At 52.1% G+C, this 16,656-nt stretch carries 8 protein-coding genes and 1 riboswitch; of the genes, 6 read left to right on the plus strand and 2 right to left on the minus strand.

The genetic code is table 11. From position 1 onward, the window contains the following. Nucleotides 1–4: 4 nt before the first annotated feature. Nucleotides 5–2,272, minus strand: a complete 2,268-nt coding sequence (locus A4E54_RS15070) for a transglycosylase domain-containing protein (protein WP_286726606.1) — start codon at nucleotides 2,270–2,272, stop codon at nucleotides 5–7. A 656-nt stretch (nucleotides 2,273–2,928) separates the two neighbouring features. On the opposite strand from A4E54_RS15070, the gene A4E54_RS15075 reads away from it, so the two are divergent. Next, nucleotides 2,929–4,515 carry a class I adenylate-forming enzyme family protein gene (locus A4E54_RS15075; RefSeq protein WP_286726607.1) on the plus strand — a complete coding sequence of 529 codons (1,587 nt, stop codon included), beginning with the start codon at nucleotides 2,929–2,931 and terminating at the stop codon, nucleotides 4,513–4,515. A 112-nt stretch (nucleotides 4,516–4,627) separates the two neighbouring features. On the opposite strand, the gene A4E54_RS15080 is transcribed toward A4E54_RS15075, so the two are convergent. Then, nucleotides 4,628–5,101, minus strand: a complete 474-nt coding sequence (locus tag A4E54_RS15080) for a hypothetical protein (protein ID WP_240083376.1) — start codon at nucleotides 5,099–5,101, stop codon at nucleotides 4,628–4,630. Nucleotides 5,102–5,464: 363 nt separating this feature from the next. Here A4E54_RS15080 and A4E54_RS15085 point away from each other — a divergent pair, with 363 nt between their 5' ends. The 5 genes from A4E54_RS15085 to A4E54_RS15105 all read left to right on the plus strand — a co-directional run bounded on the left by A4E54_RS15085 (nucleotide 5,465) and on the right by A4E54_RS15105 (nucleotide 16,644). Beyond that, entirely contained in the window at nucleotides 5,465–13,819 is an 8,355-nt protein-coding gene (locus A4E54_RS15085) for a glycoside hydrolase family 94 protein (RefSeq protein ID WP_286726608.1), read from the plus strand. Between the two features lie 176 nt (nucleotides 13,820–13,995). Continuing rightward, nucleotides 13,996–14,409, plus strand: coding sequence for a hypothetical protein (locus tag A4E54_RS15090; protein ID WP_240083374.1), 414 nt, complete (start codon nucleotides 13,996–13,998; stop codon nucleotides 14,407–14,409). A gap of 10 nt (nucleotides 14,410–14,419) precedes the next feature. Then, complete coding sequence (gene thiL, locus A4E54_RS15095) at nucleotides 14,420–15,421, plus strand: thiamine-phosphate kinase (RefSeq protein WP_240083373.1); 1,002 nt, start codon at nucleotides 14,420–14,422, stop codon at nucleotides 15,419–15,421. Nucleotides 15,422–15,488: 67 nt separating this feature from the next. Beyond that, nucleotides 15,489–15,587, plus strand: a riboswitch (TPP riboswitch). A 79-nt stretch (nucleotides 15,588–15,666) separates the two neighbouring features. Beyond that, nucleotides 15,667–15,867 (plus strand): sulfur carrier protein ThiS, encoded by a 201-nt coding sequence (thiS, locus tag A4E54_RS15100; protein WP_240083372.1) that lies wholly within the window; start codon nucleotides 15,667–15,669, stop codon nucleotides 15,865–15,867. Nucleotides 15,868–15,873: 6 nt separating this feature from the next. Next, nucleotides 15,874–16,644 carry a thiazole synthase gene (locus tag A4E54_RS15105; protein ID WP_240083371.1) on the plus strand — a complete coding sequence of 257 codons (771 nt, stop codon included), beginning with the start codon at nucleotides 15,874–15,876 and terminating at the stop codon, nucleotides 16,642–16,644. Nucleotides 16,645–16,656: the final 12 nt, after the last annotated feature.

Genomic DNA, 16,656 nt, shown 5'->3' on the forward strand with positions numbered 1-16,656 from the left:
GTGTTCAATTGTTTCCGCGATCGGTCCGGACAGTCCGGCCGTTTTGTTTTCCCGTTTGTGTTTTTATTTCGCCGGGTATTGCCGGGTTTGACGGCTTATTGCCGCCGCCGGCGCTGGCGGATGAGCCCGGCTCATGGACAGCGCATGGCTGGGTGGGCACACGCAGGTTATAATCTTCCACAAAAGAAGGAACAGAATACGGGAGCTTGATTAAAGGTTTAATAACTTTGTCCGGGCATCGTTCAGTGGGAAGTTGCCCGCTGGCTGCGCAAACTTCGACAAATACATGGATGTTGTCGCTTTCAGTCGGGACTGTTCCTTCATTGAAAAGATCGGTAACAAGACTGTCGCTGGGAGTGTTCGGTCCGGGCAAGAGTCCTGATTTGCCGTCCACAGTATATGAAACCAAGCCATCTGGGCGTTGGAAATCCTTAACCGTGACGTTGCTTAGCGCTTTGCTCATTATTTCCCGCCAGATTCCCGCCGGATAGGTGCCGCCATATGCCTGCATGGAAGTCGGTTTGTCGTACCCGATCCACACAGCCGCTACGAGCTCCCGGGTGTATCCGACAAACCAGATATCTTTACCGTCGTCGGTTGTGCCGGTTTTACCCGCCGCCGGCCGCCCTATTTGGGCGTTGGTTCCAGTGCCGCTTTGCACAACAGATTTAAGCATATCGGTAATAAGGTATGCCGTGGTGGCTTTCATAGCCTGGTGCTGCTTGGGAACGTTTTGTTCCAGGATGACTCCGTCTGCTTTTTCAACCCTGGTTATGGCGGTAGGCTCAACGTAAATTCCCTGATTGGCAAAAGCTCCGTAAGCGCTGGCCATTTGCAAAGGGGTCACCCCGTTGTATAAACCGCCCAGCGCCATGCCGGCGCCGTGTTTTTGCGGATCCAGCTGGATTCCCAACCCGGAAGCGAATTTGATGGCATCGCTGATGCCGACTTTATCCATCAATATTTTCACCGCGGCGATATTAACCGAGTTAGTCATGGCTGTGCGCAAGGTGATCAGACCCCGGTATCTCCCGTCAACATTATGCGGCTCATAAGAGCCGTAATTGACAGGAATATCGTCAACCACCGATGCGGGCCCCATCCCTTTATATTCTATTGCCGGCCCGTATACGGCAATAGGCTTGAAAGCGGAACCCGGCTGCCGTGTGGTTTGGCTGGCCCGGTTCCACTGCCTCTTCTGGGTGTGCTCGCGTCCGCCCACCAGCGCTTTTATCTCACCGGTATGCGGATCCAGGACCACTACCGCGCCCTGGGGTTGCAGCAAATTATTAGCGTCAGTCTTGGAGGACGGGAAATTGCTGTTTCTGGCCATGGCCGCTTCGGCAATTTGTTGGATATTCTGATCCAGGGAGGTGTAGACTTTCAGACCTCCCTTGAATACTTCAGTCTCTCCGTATTTTTCAATCAGCTTGTCCGTCAGATAGTCAAGGAAGTATGGATACGGGTATTGCCTTTCAGCCGGCTCCTTGGTTTCAATTTTCAACTCTGCAGCTTTGGCTTTGGCAGCTTCACTCTCACTAATAAAGTTATTCTTGGCCATACTGTCCAGCACAGTATTCCGCCTGGACAACGCCGCCTGGGGATCCAAATATGGAGAGTAGGCGCTGGGAGCCTGGGGCAGGCCGCCAAGCATGGCTGCCTCCTCCAGCTTTAAACCTCTCTTGATTTCTTTCCCAAAGTAAGTTTGAGCCGCCGCCTGGATTCCGTAAGCACCCTCACCCAGGTAAATATTGTTAAGATACATCTCTAAAATTTCGTCTTTTGTATATTGTCGCTCAACCTGCAGGGCCAGAATTAGTTCCTGTAATTTCCTTTTTAAAGTTCTTTCGTCACTGAGAAAAGAAATTTTTACCAGTTGCTGGGTTATCGTGCTGCCGCCTTCCTTAATTGAGCCTGAACTCAGGTCATTCCAGGCCGCCCGTGCGATTCCACGGAAGCTGAAGCCATGGTGCTTATAAAAACCTGGGTCTCCGATAGCCAGAAAAGCGTTCTTCACGTTGTCCGGGACATCCTTCAAATCTATAGGAACACTGTTCTTTATTCCTATCTGGGTAATTAGTTTATCGTCTTTATCATAAACCAAAGTGGATGCCGCTGACTCCAAAGAATCTGGAGTTAGTTTGGGCACGTCCCTGATGCTGGAATATACCAATCCGCATCCAACGCATCCCACAGATAATACAGCAAGACAAAATAAAAGAGAAAAAAGGCGGCGGCTATTTAGCTTTCTGCGAGTCCTTCTTTTTGCCAAAAGATCCAGACCTCCTTGCCACGGGTACTGAATAAAGGTCATGATAACCTCTTAAATATGGAATTATTACACGCTTTCTTTTTTTTGTCAACTTGTTTTCCCAAAATATATTTCACCGTCGGCGTTAACATGACACAATTTTCCTGAAATTATTTAAACCGAATGATATGATTATTAAAATAGGTCTTGCGTTTGGAAATGGCAGGTGCTAAAATGATATTAATTATGTACTGAAAAGTCTATGAAGGAGAAAAGTAAGCTGGTTGTATTCCTGCAGGGAGAGAGTGTCGTTGACTGAAAGCACTCTTAGGAAAAGGCCTGCCGAAGTTCCCTCTGGAGATGCCGGCTGAAACCGTTCGCAAACGGCCAGTAGGTTTGGACGTAATCCCAACGTTACAGGGGAGGGGGTATCGGATTAATTCCCGTACCTTACTAAAGGGCACTATGTTTTATAGGCCAACCAGGGTGGTAGACGGAAAGTTTTAGCTTCTCGTCCCTATAGGGACGAGGGGCTTTTTTATTTCAAATTAACTAATAAATAGCTTATGTTTAACGCTGTCAGAGTTAATTTAAACGAATGAGGTGAAAATAGCAAATTAAGCATTGCAAGCAAAAATGATATAGATAAACATTTTTAATAAAAACGGGGTGGAAAAATGAATTTTGCATATTTCGGCTTGATTAACGCAAAAAAATATCCCGAGCAGGAATTTTTGATTGAGCGTAATCCGGCGAAAGGCGAAAGAAGGTCTCTTACCTGGAGGGAATTTAATGAACAAACAAATAAAGTAGCTAATTATTTGAAAAATAATTTGGGCGTGAAAAAAGGTGATTTTGTCCTGCACCTGCAAATGAACAGCCTGGAGTGGTATGTCACATTTCACGCCATTTTGCGAGTAGGCGCCACAGCCGTTCCCCTAAGTTTTCGTTTTGCCAGCCAGGATATCATGCACGCGGCCAAGGCTTGCGGGCCGGTGGCTTTCATTCTGGCCGACGGTTTTCTCTCAAAGGTTCAACCGATACAGGAAGAAATGAAAACCATAAAGAATTATATCTGTATCGGCAAACAATCTCCCGCCGATATGATCGCTTATGACAGTATTATTCAAAGCGCCGGCGCTGAGGATATTCTTGTCGAGGTGGACGATGCGGCCCCGGCGGAGTTGATGTTTACCTCGGGTACAACCGGACCGCCAAAACCTGTGTGCCAGGCGCACAAGACTTTATATGAAATAGGTGTCGGCAACGCCCTTACTTATGATGAAGGTAAAGAAACAGTATATTTGGCGCCGCAACCTTTTTATCACAGCGGCAGTTTCTTCCTTTCCTTCCCTTGCTACCTTGCCGGTGGAAAAATTGTTATTTTGAACGGCCTGCAGCCCAAATGGCTCCTTGATTGCATAGTGGAAGAAAAGGTTAATAACAGTTGGATTACGGTACCGACCATGTCAGACGCGGTAAATGCGATAAAAAAAGGTGAGATCAATATTGCGGAATATGATTTCTCACACTTTACAGGCTCTTTGGTAATTGGCGCGCAGCCTGTTCCTCCTTCCTTGCTGCATGATCTTAAAAAGATATTCCCGTTTAAAACAGGAAACATCTATGGCATTACTGAAGGCGGCGGAGGAGGGAGCATTAATTTATACGACGAAGATGTTTTGAGGAAACCGGGGTCGATTGGAAAACCCACTTTTTACATGGAAGCCCGCGCGGTTGACGATAACGGAAATGATGTTCCGCTCGGCGAGGTGGGGGAACTGATTCTGAAAGGCTCCAGGATAATGAAGGAATATTACTCCAACCCTGAGATGACCGCGAAAACCATTAAAGACGGCTGGCTTTATACCGGCGACCTGGTAAGAATTGATGAGGAAGGTTATTTTTATATTGTCGACAGGAAGAAAGATCTGATTATCAGGGGCGGCGAAAATATTTTTCCGGTAGAAATCGAAGCGGTGTTGTTCAGCCACCCGAAAATTCAGGATGTGGCGATTATTGGTTATCCGCACGAGCGTCTGGTAGAAATCGCCATGGCTATCGTAACCATAAAAGATGGGGAGACCATGACCGAGTCGGAAGTTATAGAACACTGCAAGAACGCGGGCCTGGCAAAATTTAAATGGCCTGAAAAAGTCGTCTTTGATATGGTGCTGCGTAACCCGACAGGGAAAATCGACAAGCCGAAACTGCGCGAAAAATATATTGGGAAGAGGGAAATAACTATTAACGGTAAAATATAATTCAGGCATTCCCGCAACAAAATACTCCAGAGGCCATCCCAGCTTCTGGAGTATTTTTATATTCAGACGCCCGCTGAAACCCCGAAGTTAAGTGGAAACTAAACTAGTTCACTTAAAATTGACTGTGATAGCTGTACATTTGATTGCTTTGGCCACCCATTGACGGCTGTCCTAACTGGCTCTGGCCTTGCTGTCCGACCATTTGATTCAGTTGATACTGTACACTGTCTATTGCTTGATTCATTTTAGAAAGGGCGCCTGTTGACTGAAGGTATTGCATTCCTTGATTTAAAATTGTAATTGCCTGCTCAATATTTTGCTTCAGCTGTTGCTGAGTATATTGCTGTTCTTGCAGTGCTTGGTCCCTAAATTGTTGTATTTGCTGAAAAAGCTGAGTAATCTGCGGCTGCACTGGTTGCATAGCCATCGTCTGAATCCCCACGGATTGTATTCCTGCCGGCTGAGTTCCCATAGGCTGATACTGAAATCTGTTCGGCTGTCCATACTGGTATGAATGATTACTATTCGGCTCTTGCCCGATTTCCATGTCCGTTGATTTCCTTGTTACGCTATCTTTTTTATGCATTAAAAATCTCTCCTTTTAACCGATAATTATTTTCTGCATTAGTTTGTCCCTGTTTAGTATTTTTATGCCGCCGAACATGATTGTAATTTTGGTTAAAACAATATTTTTTGAAAAATTTTCTTATTTTTCAGCCGAGGAGCTATCATAGGTTCCTTGGCTTTTTAGTACTGACAAATCGCCGTAATAGATGAAAAAGAAATAGCTAAAACTATTGTCATGTGACGTTCGGTACCTGCCGGTGGCATTGAGGATTAATAATTTACAGGCAAAAGGGGAATATTTTAACTGTTCCTGATTCCGTGACACGGAATCGCCAATAAACCTAAATCACTTTGCAGCTTCTGATGTTTTTCAGGAGGACTAATGATTCTAGACACTGAACAGTTTTGTCAGAAAGCTCATGAACTGGCGCTGACACACGAACCTTATATTAGACGCAAACCATCTAAGCGACTGTGGCGGGAGTTTTACACAGACGTTAATAATTTGCGCGCGTTCATAGATTCTCTAAAAGATGGTTATGTGAGTTGTTCTCAGCCTGCGGAAGAATGGCTGCTCGATCACGCTGAATTTATTGAAGAGCAGGTGTCGGTTATCCGGCACCAGCTGTCCGGCGCTTTTTTACGGAATCTGCCGCATTTGCGCCAGACTCACAAGACGAGGGTGTTCTCAATCTGTGCTGATTATCTCGAACACGTTGACGGAAATCTGGACGAAAAATCACTTGTTTCATATATAAATTATTACCAGGAAGTATCAGTTTTGACCATCGCTGAGGCGTGGGCTTTCCCGCTTTTCCTGCGCATCGCTTTGCTCAGGTGTCTTGCCGGGGTCATGGAAATGGTCCGTGAACGGCGGGAGGTGTGCACATTAGTGGAAAAGCTGCTGGAGCAAATAGAATCATCAAGGTTAAATCCGGATGTTCTGCAGACTGTCCTTGAAAAGGCGGGTCAAGACATACCGTTATCCGGGCCGCTGATTGTCCACCTGGTCAGACACTTGCGCGAGAAGGCGGACGATCTGGCAACAGTGCGTGAATGGCTGATGTGCAAGCTGGAAAACGGCCCGGATAGCCTCGACCGTATTGTTTCCTACGAGTACCAATTACAGGCCGCCTATCAAGTGAAAGCAGGCAGCATCATCAGCAGTTTGCGAAAATTATCACGCTGGGACTGGCGCGATCAGTTCGAGCAGATTTCCATGGTGGAAAATAATTTTCGCGCAGAAAGCACGGGTGTTTACCCGCTGCTTGATTACTCCAGCCGTGACGAGCTGCGGGAAAGAGTTGAGAAATTAGCCCGCCGCCTGCGTTTGCCGGAGAATCTGGTTGCAAAGCAGGCCGTTGACCTGGCGGCAAAGGAATACGAGCAGGCGCAAAAAGAACGGGTGGATCAGAATACCGCTGTCAGTCCGGCAGATTTAGAAAAAATGCCGCGCGAAGCATTTATCGCGTACTACCTGCTCGAACCGGACGGTGTCAAGGAGCTGCGGCGCGCGTTGAAAATGTGCGGCACACCCCGTTACCTGCCTGAAACAGGTGTTTTGCGTCGTGCAAACGGTGTTTATTTCGGCGTTCTCGCGGGTCTGTTCGCAGTTGCCCTGTTTGGTTTCGCCATGTGGATAGGGGGAGGTGCGCATTTAACAATTGTCCAGCGGGCGGTGATTTTGCTTGCGTTGATATTACCCGCCAGCGATTGGGCGGTCATGGCGGCCCACTGGCTTATTGAGTGCGCCAGGCGGCCGCGGCCGCTTTTGCGGTATGATTATTCGCGCGGCGTACCGCCCGAAGCTTCCACCATGGTTGTCATCCCGGTAATCTGGTCCACCGTCAGAGAAGTGCAAGAGTTGTCGGAGCGCTTGGAACTGCATTACTTGGCTAACCGTGACCCGAATATTCACTTTGCCCTCCTGGGCGATCTTGTTGACGCGAAAGAGGCTGAACTGCCTGCGGATGCCGGTATCCTTGCAGCTGCCCGCAAATGCATCGAGGAGTTGAATCAAACTTATTCCCGCCCGGGCGGGAGTACATTTCACCTTTTTCAACGACGCCGGTTGTGGAACCCGTCCGAAGGGGTATGGATGGGTTGGGAGCGCAAACGGGGCAAATTAGTTGAGTTTGTGGAACTGCTTAAAGGACGGAGTGATACGACTTACGACTGCGTTGCCGGGGACACGTCTATCCTGCCCCGGATTCGTTACATCATCACCCTTGACGCGGATACGCAACTGCCGGTGGGAAGCGCGCAACGGATGATCGGCACCATGCATCTTCCTTACAACAGACCGCGTTTAAATCATGAACAGACTCGGGTAATCGAGGGATACGGCGTACTGCAGCCGCGTATCGGCATTAGCCACAGGGCGGCTTTACGTTCGCGATTCGCTTATTTATGGTCATCAAATCCAGGTATCGATCCTTACGCTTTTGCCGCATCCGATCCATATCAGGACGGGTTGGGACAAGGTATTTTTACGGGGAAGGGCATATTCGACGTTGACACATTCGCGAAAGTGTTGGGTGAACGCATTCCAGAAAACCGGGTGCTCAGTCATGACTTGTTGGAAGGCGGTTTTTTGCGCGCCGGTTTGTTATCGGACATCGAATTGATAGATGAGCACCCCTCCACATTCAGCGCTTACCAGAAGAGAATGCACCGCTGGGTGCGCGGCGACTGGCAGTTGCTGATCTGGCTGTTTCACCGGGTGCGCGACCGGCGGGGAATATCTTTGCCGGTTGACTTATCTCTCATCACTCGCTGGCAGATCATCGACAATATGCGCCGCAGTTTGCTGCCGCCGGCGATGTTTGCGGTTTTGCTGCTTGGTCCGACCGTCTTGCCAGGTTCTCCCGGGCGCTGGCTTGTTTTGGTATTGGCTACATTGTCCCTGCCGCTGCTTCGTCAATTCACGGCGATCCGGTGGACTTTCTGGCGTCCGCAAAGCTTCCTGGCAACAGCCGGTCAAGTAATGGTAAATTTTATCACACTGCCGTTTCAAAGTGTGCTGTTGCTTGACGCGATCGCCAGAACCCTGTACCGCTTATTCGTGTCAAAACGCCATTTGCTCGAATGGGTTAGCGCCGCTGAAGTTGAGCGCCGCGACAAGGGCGGACGCCGCCATGCGCTGCCTGGTATGTATGGAGGTTACGCGCTGTTGCTTCTATCCGCGCTGGCATCGTGGAGCAGCGTTATTCCGGCGCTGCGGTGGACGGGTTTGGCTTTTTGCGCCATGTGGGCGCTCGCCCCACTGGCGGTCAGATGGCTGGACCGCCCCGTGCAGCTGCCGGAGCGGCCGCTTGCAGCGTCTGAGAAGGCGGAATTGCGCAAGCTGGCGGAACAGATTTGGATGTTTTTTGAAGACTACGTCACAGCAGAAGACCACTGGCTGCCGCCTGACAACGTGCAAATCGACCCGCCCACCGGGGTAGTCCACCACACCTCGCCCACCAACACCGGCCTCTATCTTGCCAGTGTGCTGGCGGCGAGAGATTTCGAGTTTATTGATACGCCCGGGTTGGTTGAGCGATTGGAGCGTACGATTAATACCATTGAGCAAATGAAAAAATGGAAAGGCCATCTTTACAACTGGTACGACACAGTCACGCTCGCACCGCTGCCGCCGTTATACGTGTCGACAGTGGATTCCGGCAACTTCGTCGGCTGTTTGATGACGGTTAAAGAGGGGCTGGCGGAGTGGCTGCGGGCGGCTGGCGCAGGGGACGAAGAGCCTGGTTCTAAACAGGCGCGCGGCAAAGCGGCGGAGGCGATGAGCGTAGCCTTTGCCGTGGAGTTGACGCCTGCCAGGCAAGATGAGAATGTGGTTCATCGCCTGACATTGCCCGCAAACGACGGAGAAAACTGGCTGGCCCGCGGGTGGAATTTGGTCACGCGCCTGGAGGAACTAATCATTAAGACAGATTTCCGCGCACTCTACGACCATAAGGATAAATTATTCAACATCGGATACCGCGCCGGGCTGGATGAACCGGATCAGATCTTGTATGACCTGATGGCGTCGGAATCGAGACTGTCAAGCTTTATTGCCATTGCTCTCGGTCATGTGTCAGTGCTGCACTGGCACGCGCTCGGGCGGACAATGACCAGGATCGGGCGGCGGATCGCGCTGCTGTCGTGGGCGGGGACCATGTTTGAATATTTAATGCCCTGGATTTTTATGCGCACCTATTGGAACACCGTCTGGGACAGCACCTACCGCGCTGTCGTCGAACGGCAGATCGATTACGCGCACCGGCGGGGAGTGCCGTTCGGCATCTCCGAGTGCTGCTACTACGCTTTTGATTATCAAATGAACTATCAGTACAGGGCGTTTGGTGTTCCCGGCCTCGGCTTTAAGCGCGGCCTCGAACAAGATCTGGTTGTGGCGCCGTACGCCACCATTCTGGCCTTGCCTTTTGCCAGGCGTCAGGGGTTGGCTGACTTGCGAAAATTAAAGGAAATGGGCGCCTATGGCAAATATGGTTATTATGAGGCCATAGATTTTACGTCCGAGCGTCTGCCGAAGGACAAGAACAGCATGGTCATCCGGAGTTTTATGGCCCATCATCAGGGAATGAGCCTGCTTACCATCGCCAACTTGCTGGCGCCCCAAAAAATATACGAGCGATTTCACCGTGACAAACGCGTGCGTTCGACAGAACTGCTGTTGCAGGAACGTATTCCCGCGCGGCCCCAGATCATTGAACATCCCGCGTTCGCACACGCGCGCGTGCCAGGTGCGAAGCCGGCGTTTACGGGCGCCCTGCGCGAATACTTAAGCGCGGACACGCCCGCCCCGGAGGTGTGCCTGCTTGCCAACGGGAGTTTTATGACCATGGTAACCAACAGCGGCAGCGGGTTCTGCAGGTATGAAGGCCTGGCTGTAACCCGCTGGCGGGAAGATCCGGTGCTGGATGATTGGGGGAGCTACATATATATCCGTGACGTTAATAACGACGCATTATGGTCACCGGCGTTTCAGCCTTGTCGTGTCCAGTCTGCTGAACAACGGGTGCAATTCTCCCTTGACCGGGCTGCCTTTATGCGTGTTGACGGAGACATGCGCACAGGCCTGGAAATTTGCGTGTCTCCGGAATGGAACGCGGAAGTCCGCAGGTTGACGCTTACTAATACCGGAACTGAAGCGCGGATTCTGGAAGTAACGACGTATCTAGAACTGGCTTTGGCTCCTCCCATGGCTGACGATGCGCACCCGGTCTTCAGCAAATTGTTTATCAAAACGGAATATGTGGAAAATGCCCAGTGTCTGCTGGCCTGGCGCAGGCCTCGCCAGGCGGATGAAAAACCGTTGTGGGCGGCGCATGCTTTAATGACCGCGGGGCAGGCCATCGGACCGGTGGAATACGAAACCGATCGGGCTTGCTTTATCGGCCACGGACATACGCTCTCCCAACCGCGGGGAATCCGTTCCCGCCTGCGTGGTACAGTTGGTTCTGTGACAGACCCCGCATTGATCATGCGGCGGCGTTTAAGCATTAATCCCGGTGAAAAGGCGCAATTGTTCGCTGTCACTGCGGTGGCCGGCACGAAGGAAGAGGCGGTCGATATTATCGGCCGTTTCACAGGGGAGCTGGTGGTGGAGCGGACATTCCAAATGGCCTGGAATCGCAGTCAGATCGAACTCAGGCATCTGCATATGACTATACCTAAGGCGATGATTATGCAAACTTTAGCGGGCCGGGTGCTCTATAATCCCCCGCTGCGTCAGGAACGGCGGCAAAGCATCACTGCCAACGCGAAAGGACAGTCCGGCCTCTGGGCGTACGGATTATCCGGAGATGTGCCTGTGCTCCTCGTACAAATCGCGGACCGGGCTGATATTCCGTTTGTCGTCAAGCTCTTGAACGGACACGAGTATTTGCGCCGTCTGGGGCTGCTCTTTGACCTGGTTGTGCTAAACGAGTCGGCGGGAGGATACCAGCAGGATTTGCAGGATGCGCTGCGGCGGGCGGTGGAACAGGTCATGCACAGGCCGGGCGGCGGCGCCGGCAGTGTTTTCATTATTAATGCCAATCATCTGCCGGATGGGGACAGGACAATGTTGTACGCTGTCGCCCGGGTGGTGCTGCGGGCGAACGGTCCCGGCATCAGAGCGCAGACTAAACCGCCCCGCCGGGATACTGCCTTCCTGGCGCCTTTAACGCCGACAGCGCCGTTAAACAGATTTGCCGCTCCTCCGCCGGATGACGGGCGCCAATTAAGATTCTTCAACGGCTGGGGGGGGTTCGCGCCGGATGGCCGGGAGTACCGGATTATCCTGAAAAATGGCGAGCATCTGCCGGCGCCGTGGATCAATGTGATCGCTAATCCACGCTTCGGCTGCCTTGTCTCCGAACTCGGCACAGGTTACACCTGGTCGCGCAACAGCCGTGAATGTAAATTGACCCCGTGGTCAAACGACCCCGTACTGGACCCGCCGGGTGAAGTATGTTACCTGCGGGACGAAGAGAGCGGCGAACTTTGGTTTCCCGCGTGCTCCGCCGCGCAGGCGGAGCAGCACTGCACCATTGCCCACGGCCATGGCTTCACGCGTTTTCACCAGGAGAAAAACGGTATCATGCAGGAAATGACTGTTTTTGTACCGCGCGATGATCCGGTCAAAGTGGTTAAATTGCATTTGCGGAACAACAGCGCCGCGCGGCGGCGTCTCTCCGTCACTTATTATGCGGAATGGGTGCTGGGTGTGCAGCGCCAGGCGAACGCTCCCTTCATCATCACGGAATGGGATGAATCAGCCCGGATCATGCTTGCCCGTAACGCATATCAGGAGGATTTTCGCGATGCCACGGCTTTTTTAGGCGTGTATCAGCAACCCGTTCCGTCAGGAGAGACAGCAGCGGTTGCACCGGGTGCGGCCGAACCGGCGGCGTGGCGGGAAGGCGGCGTAATGGATGATTTGTCCTGGACGGCGGACCGCGACGAATTTCTCGGCCGCAACGGCACCCTGGAAAGCCCCGCCGCTCTTTTTTCAGAGCGCCTGTCAGGCAAGACGGGCCCTCTTTATAACCCATGCGGCGCGGTGCAGTCCAAGCTCGTTTTAGAACCCGGAGCTGAACGGACAGTCTATATCCTATTCGGATGCGCATATTCCCGTGACGACGCCGTGCGACTGGCGCAGAAATACAGAAAAAATGATGTTTGTGAACAGGCCTTGGTACAGGTACGGGAATTTTGGGAAGGGGTTCTGACCCAGGTCTCGGTGTCCACACCCTGCCCGGAGATGGATGTGCTTCTGAACGGTTGGTTGGTATACCAAACCCTCAGCTGCAGAATGTGGGCCAGAGCTGCCTTTTACCAGGCGGGAGGCGCGTACGGTTTTCGCGATCAACTGCAGGATTCGCTCGCGCTTCTGCACACTCGGCCGGATCTTGCACGGGCTCAAATATTGACGCACACCGCGCGTCAATATGAGGAAGGCGATGTGCAGCACTGGTGGCATGAAGAGACGCAGCGCGGCATTCGTACACATTTCTCAGACGATTTGCTGTGGCTGCCCTATGCAGCCGGGCGTTACACGGAGCATACGGGGGACAGCAGTTTATTGGACGAGACAGTACCCTTTCTGCACAGCGAGCCTTTAGCGGAGGATGAACATGAGAGATACGAGCCGGCTCAAATCTCTCCCCGGAGCGGCACCGTTTTCGAACACTGCCTGCGTGCCATAGACAGGGCTTTGGGGCGCTTGGGGGAGCACGGACTGCCGCTGATCGGGACCGGCGACTGGAATGACAGTATGAACCGCGTAGGCGCCGGGGGTCGCGGAGAGAGTGTCTGGCTCGGCTGGTTTCTCTGTGCTGTGCTGGATATGTTTGCGGATTTATGCCGGCAGCGCGGTGATGCTCAGCGGGCGGAACACTATGGCAACGTGCGGGAAAAATTAGCTTTTTCTCTTAACGAGCAAGCCTGGGACGGGCAGTGGTACCGGCGGGCTTTCACTGACGCCGGACAATGGCTGGGTTCTATTTACAATGAAGAATGCCGGATCGATGCCATTGCCCAGTCGTGGGCGGTGATCTCCGGAGCGGCCCCGCCTGATCGGGCACTGCAGGCGATGGATTCATTTGACCGCGAACTTGTGGACCGGGAGCGTTCCGCCGCACGTCTTTTGACGCCGCCTTTTGAACATACGAAGCCCAGTCCCGGCTACATACAGGGTTATCCGCCCGGAATCCGGGAGAATGGAGCTCAATACACCCATGGCATCATCTGGAGCATTATCGCCTGGTGCAAACTTGGCAGAGGAGATAAGGCTTCTGAATTGTTCCAGATATTGAATCCGATCAATCATACGAAGACGCCTAATGAAGCGCGCCAGTATGCCGGTGAGCCATACGTCATGGCGGGAGACGTTTACCTGGTGGACCCGCGTCAGAGACGCGCCGGCTGGACTTGGTACACCGGCGCCGCGGGGTGGATGTATCAGGCCGGAATTGAGTGGATCCTTGGCCTGCGCCGCCGCGGCAAACGGCTGTACATTTGCCCGTGCATTCCGGGCGAATGGCCGGGTTTTTCCATCAACTACCGCTTCGGCTGTACAAATTACCTTATTACTGTCGAAAATCCCTCGCGCAAGTCCGGCGGAGCGACTGCTTTAAATATTGACGGGCGTGAAGTTCCCATCGCTGAGCAGGATGTCAAGGAGGGCGCTTCCTTTGAATTGAGCGACGACGGGCGGATTCATCATGTCGATCTGGTGTTGTAGCTAAAAAACTAAAGCAATGACGGTTACTGTTTAAAGGCAAGAAGATGGAACGTCCCCTTGCATCCCCGTTACCTTAGTTTAAAAATAAACGATATCGATACTGTTTAAAGACACTAAGATATATTAAAATAATATAGAATAAAGGTTATGTTATCTTGCTTACCGGGGGTGTGTAAATGCGGGATGTCTACCGGGTGATAGACGCTAATTTAAACCGGCTCAGGGAAGGCCTGCGAGTTTTGGAAGAGATAGCCCGCTTCATCCTCAAAGATTCCGAAATGACGGCCCAATTAAAAGATACGCGGCACCGGGTCGCTGCGGTAACTGGCGAGCTGCCCGGGGGAATACTTGAATTGATCCGGGCTAGAGACGCGGCGGGAGATGTCGGAGCAAGCTCCTGGACGCCGGGTGAAAAAGCCAGGAGTGATTTAATGTCGCTTACCGCGGCAAATTTTAAGCGTGTACAAGAAGCCGCGCGCGTGCTTGAGGAATTCTGTAAAATATTCGCGGCGCAAGAGGCAAGAGAATTCAAGAAAATACGCTTTGAAATTTACGACCTTGAACAGGACATGCTTAAAAAAATGCCTTGAGGGGATCTGTATGAATTTAGCTCAGTTGGGTGAATTCGGCTTAATTGATTTATTAACCCGCGATTTCAGTTATGGAACGGGAGTTGTCAAGGGAGTGGGCGACGACACCGCCGTGCTTGAGGCGGACGGGGATAAATGGCTCCTGTTTACCACGGATATGATGGTGGAAGAAATACATTTTTCTTTGAATTACTGTACGCTTAGTCAAGTCGGCTGGAAGCTGCTCGCCGTGAACGTGAGCGATATTGCCGCCATGGGGGGGCGCCCGACTCACGCAGTGATCTCAGCAGCCATACCTGCCCGTTTGAAGCCTGAGGAAATTATTGATCTTTACCAGGGTCTTAAGGGGGCGGCAGGGGAATACGGTGTCAATCTAGTGGGGGGCGATACGGTGAGCAGTCAGGAGCGCCTGGTGCTGAACGTAGCTTTGCTCGGTGAGGTCGAGGCGGGTAGGGCGGTGTATCGCGACGGCGCCCGTCCGGGTGACTCTGTCTATGTTACCGGCACACTGGGCGCTTCCGCGGCCGGCCTTTATCTCTTTCAGAACCCCGAACTGCCTTGTTCTCCGCAGTCGGCTGATTATTGCCGGCAGGCGCATGCCGTTCCCAGGCCCAGATTAGAGGCGGGCAGTTTTCTGGCCGGCTGCGGTGTTACTGCAATGAATGACATCAGTGACGGACTTGCCAGTGAAATGCATGAAATTTGCAAATCCAGCGGTGTCGGTTGTTTGATTAGGGAAACAAGCATACCGGTTGACTCGCGCGTCAGGGAAGCAGCGGCTTGCGCGGGACTTGACCCGGTTAACTGGGCTCTTTTCGGCGGGGAAGATTTTGAGCTGGTTTTTACAGTTAGCGCGGACGTTAAGGAAAAGATGAAACGTGCCGCCGGCGCGGCCGGAATTAAAGTATATCAGGTGGGTGTAATAACCGGTCCGCCTGATGTCATTCTGGAAAAAGCCGGTGGTGCGGTTGTTCCGCTCCAGCGCGGCGGCTATGACCATTTTTCTAAATAACCCTTGTCTCTCATTAGTTGACAAAAGCAATTGTTTAATCTATAATTTTCTAGATTTATAAATTGAATATGGTAGCTGGGGGTGCCGCAAGGCTGAGAGAGAGCAGTCTCAACCCTTTGAACCTGATGCGGATAATGCCGTCGTAGGGAAGCTGATATTGTGCTTGTGATTAGTTTAAGCACAGTAAAAGACTACTTGCCTGGCGTGGTGAGCAGTCTTATTGTTTTTTATGGGGGTGAAGAGTTATGCGGATAATATTAAACGGGAAGGATGAAATTTTACCTGAGGGCACTACAGTGGCAGCATTAATCTCTCTAAAAAAAATCAACCCGGAAACCATTATCGTGGAATATAACTGCGAACTGGTGAAAAGCGAAGCCTGGCCAAATGTCTTATTAAAAGAAAATGACAGGCTGGAAATCTTGAGAATGGTGGGGGGAGGTTGACACGTAATGGCAGACGTTTTCAAAATCGGCGGGCGGGAATTAACCAGCCGGTTGTTTCTCGGAACCGGCAAGTTTTCGCCCAATAAATTAATCCCTGAGGTCGTGCGTTCTTCAGGCGCGCAGGTGGTTACCGTGGCGCTCAGGCGGGTCGATCCGGGATATGAAGAAGAAAACATCGCCTCGTTTGTGCCCGGCGATTGTATCATGATGCCCAATACCTCCGGCGCGAGGAACGCCGGGGAGGCAGTGCGCATCGCCAGGCTGGCCCGGGCGGCGGGGTACGGCGACTGGGTAAAGATCGAAGTGGTCACTGACAACAGGTATTTGCTGCCGGACAACTTGGAAACTATTAAGGCAACAGAAATCCTGGCTGCCGAAGGGTTTGTGGTTCTTCCTTACATGAGCCCGGACTTGGCTGCGGCGAAGAGACTGGTGGAAGCGGGCGCGGCGGCGGTCATGCCTCTGGGCGCTCCGATCGGCAGCAACCGCGGGCTGAGAACAAGAGAACTGGTGCGGATCATGATCGAAGAGATACCATTACCTGTTATTGTTGACGCCGGAATCGGCCGCCCGTCGGAAGCGTCGGAAGCCATGGAAATGGGGGCGGCAGCGGTGCTGGTGAACACAGCCGTGGCTACCGCGGGCGACCCGGTGGCCATGGCCCGCGCTTTCGGCCTGGCTGTTAGAGCAGGGCGTATGGCCTACCTTGCCGGACCTGGAGCAACACGGCAATACGCCAGTGCTTCGTCACCCCTGACCGGTTTTTTGATTGATTGAGAAAAGAGATGA

This window comes from Pelotomaculum sp. PtaB.Bin117 (genome assembly GCF_002067195.1).
Classification (GTDB): domain Bacteria; phylum Bacillota; class Desulfotomaculia; order Desulfotomaculales; family Pelotomaculaceae; genus Pelotomaculum_D; species Pelotomaculum_D terephthalicicum.

Bases quoted from the DNA above. Each gene is read 5' to 3' on its own strand.
- A4E54_RS15075 (WP_286726607.1), top strand. From the start codon at position 2,929: ATGAATTTTGCATATTTCGGCTTGATTAACGCAAAAAAATATCCCGAG.
- A4E54_RS15080 (WP_240083376.1), bottom strand. From the start codon at position 5,101: ATGCATAAAAAAGATAGCGTAACAAGGAAATCAACGGACATGGAAATC.
- A4E54_RS15085 (WP_286726608.1), top strand. From the start codon at position 5,465: ATGATTCTAGACACTGAACAGTTTTGTCAGAAAGCTCATGAACTGGCG.
- A4E54_RS15090 (WP_240083374.1), top strand. From the start codon at position 13,996: ATGCGGGATGTCTACCGGGTGATAGACGCTAATTTAAACCGGCTCAGG.
- thiL (WP_240083373.1), top strand. From the start codon at position 14,420: ATGAATTTAGCTCAGTTGGGTGAATTCGGCTTAATTGATTTATTAACC.
- thiS (WP_240083372.1), top strand. From the start codon at position 15,667: ATGCGGATAATATTAAACGGGAAGGATGAAATTTTACCTGAGGGCACT.
- A4E54_RS15105 (WP_240083371.1), top strand. From the start codon at position 15,874: ATGGCAGACGTTTTCAAAATCGGCGGGCGGGAATTAACCAGCCGGTTG.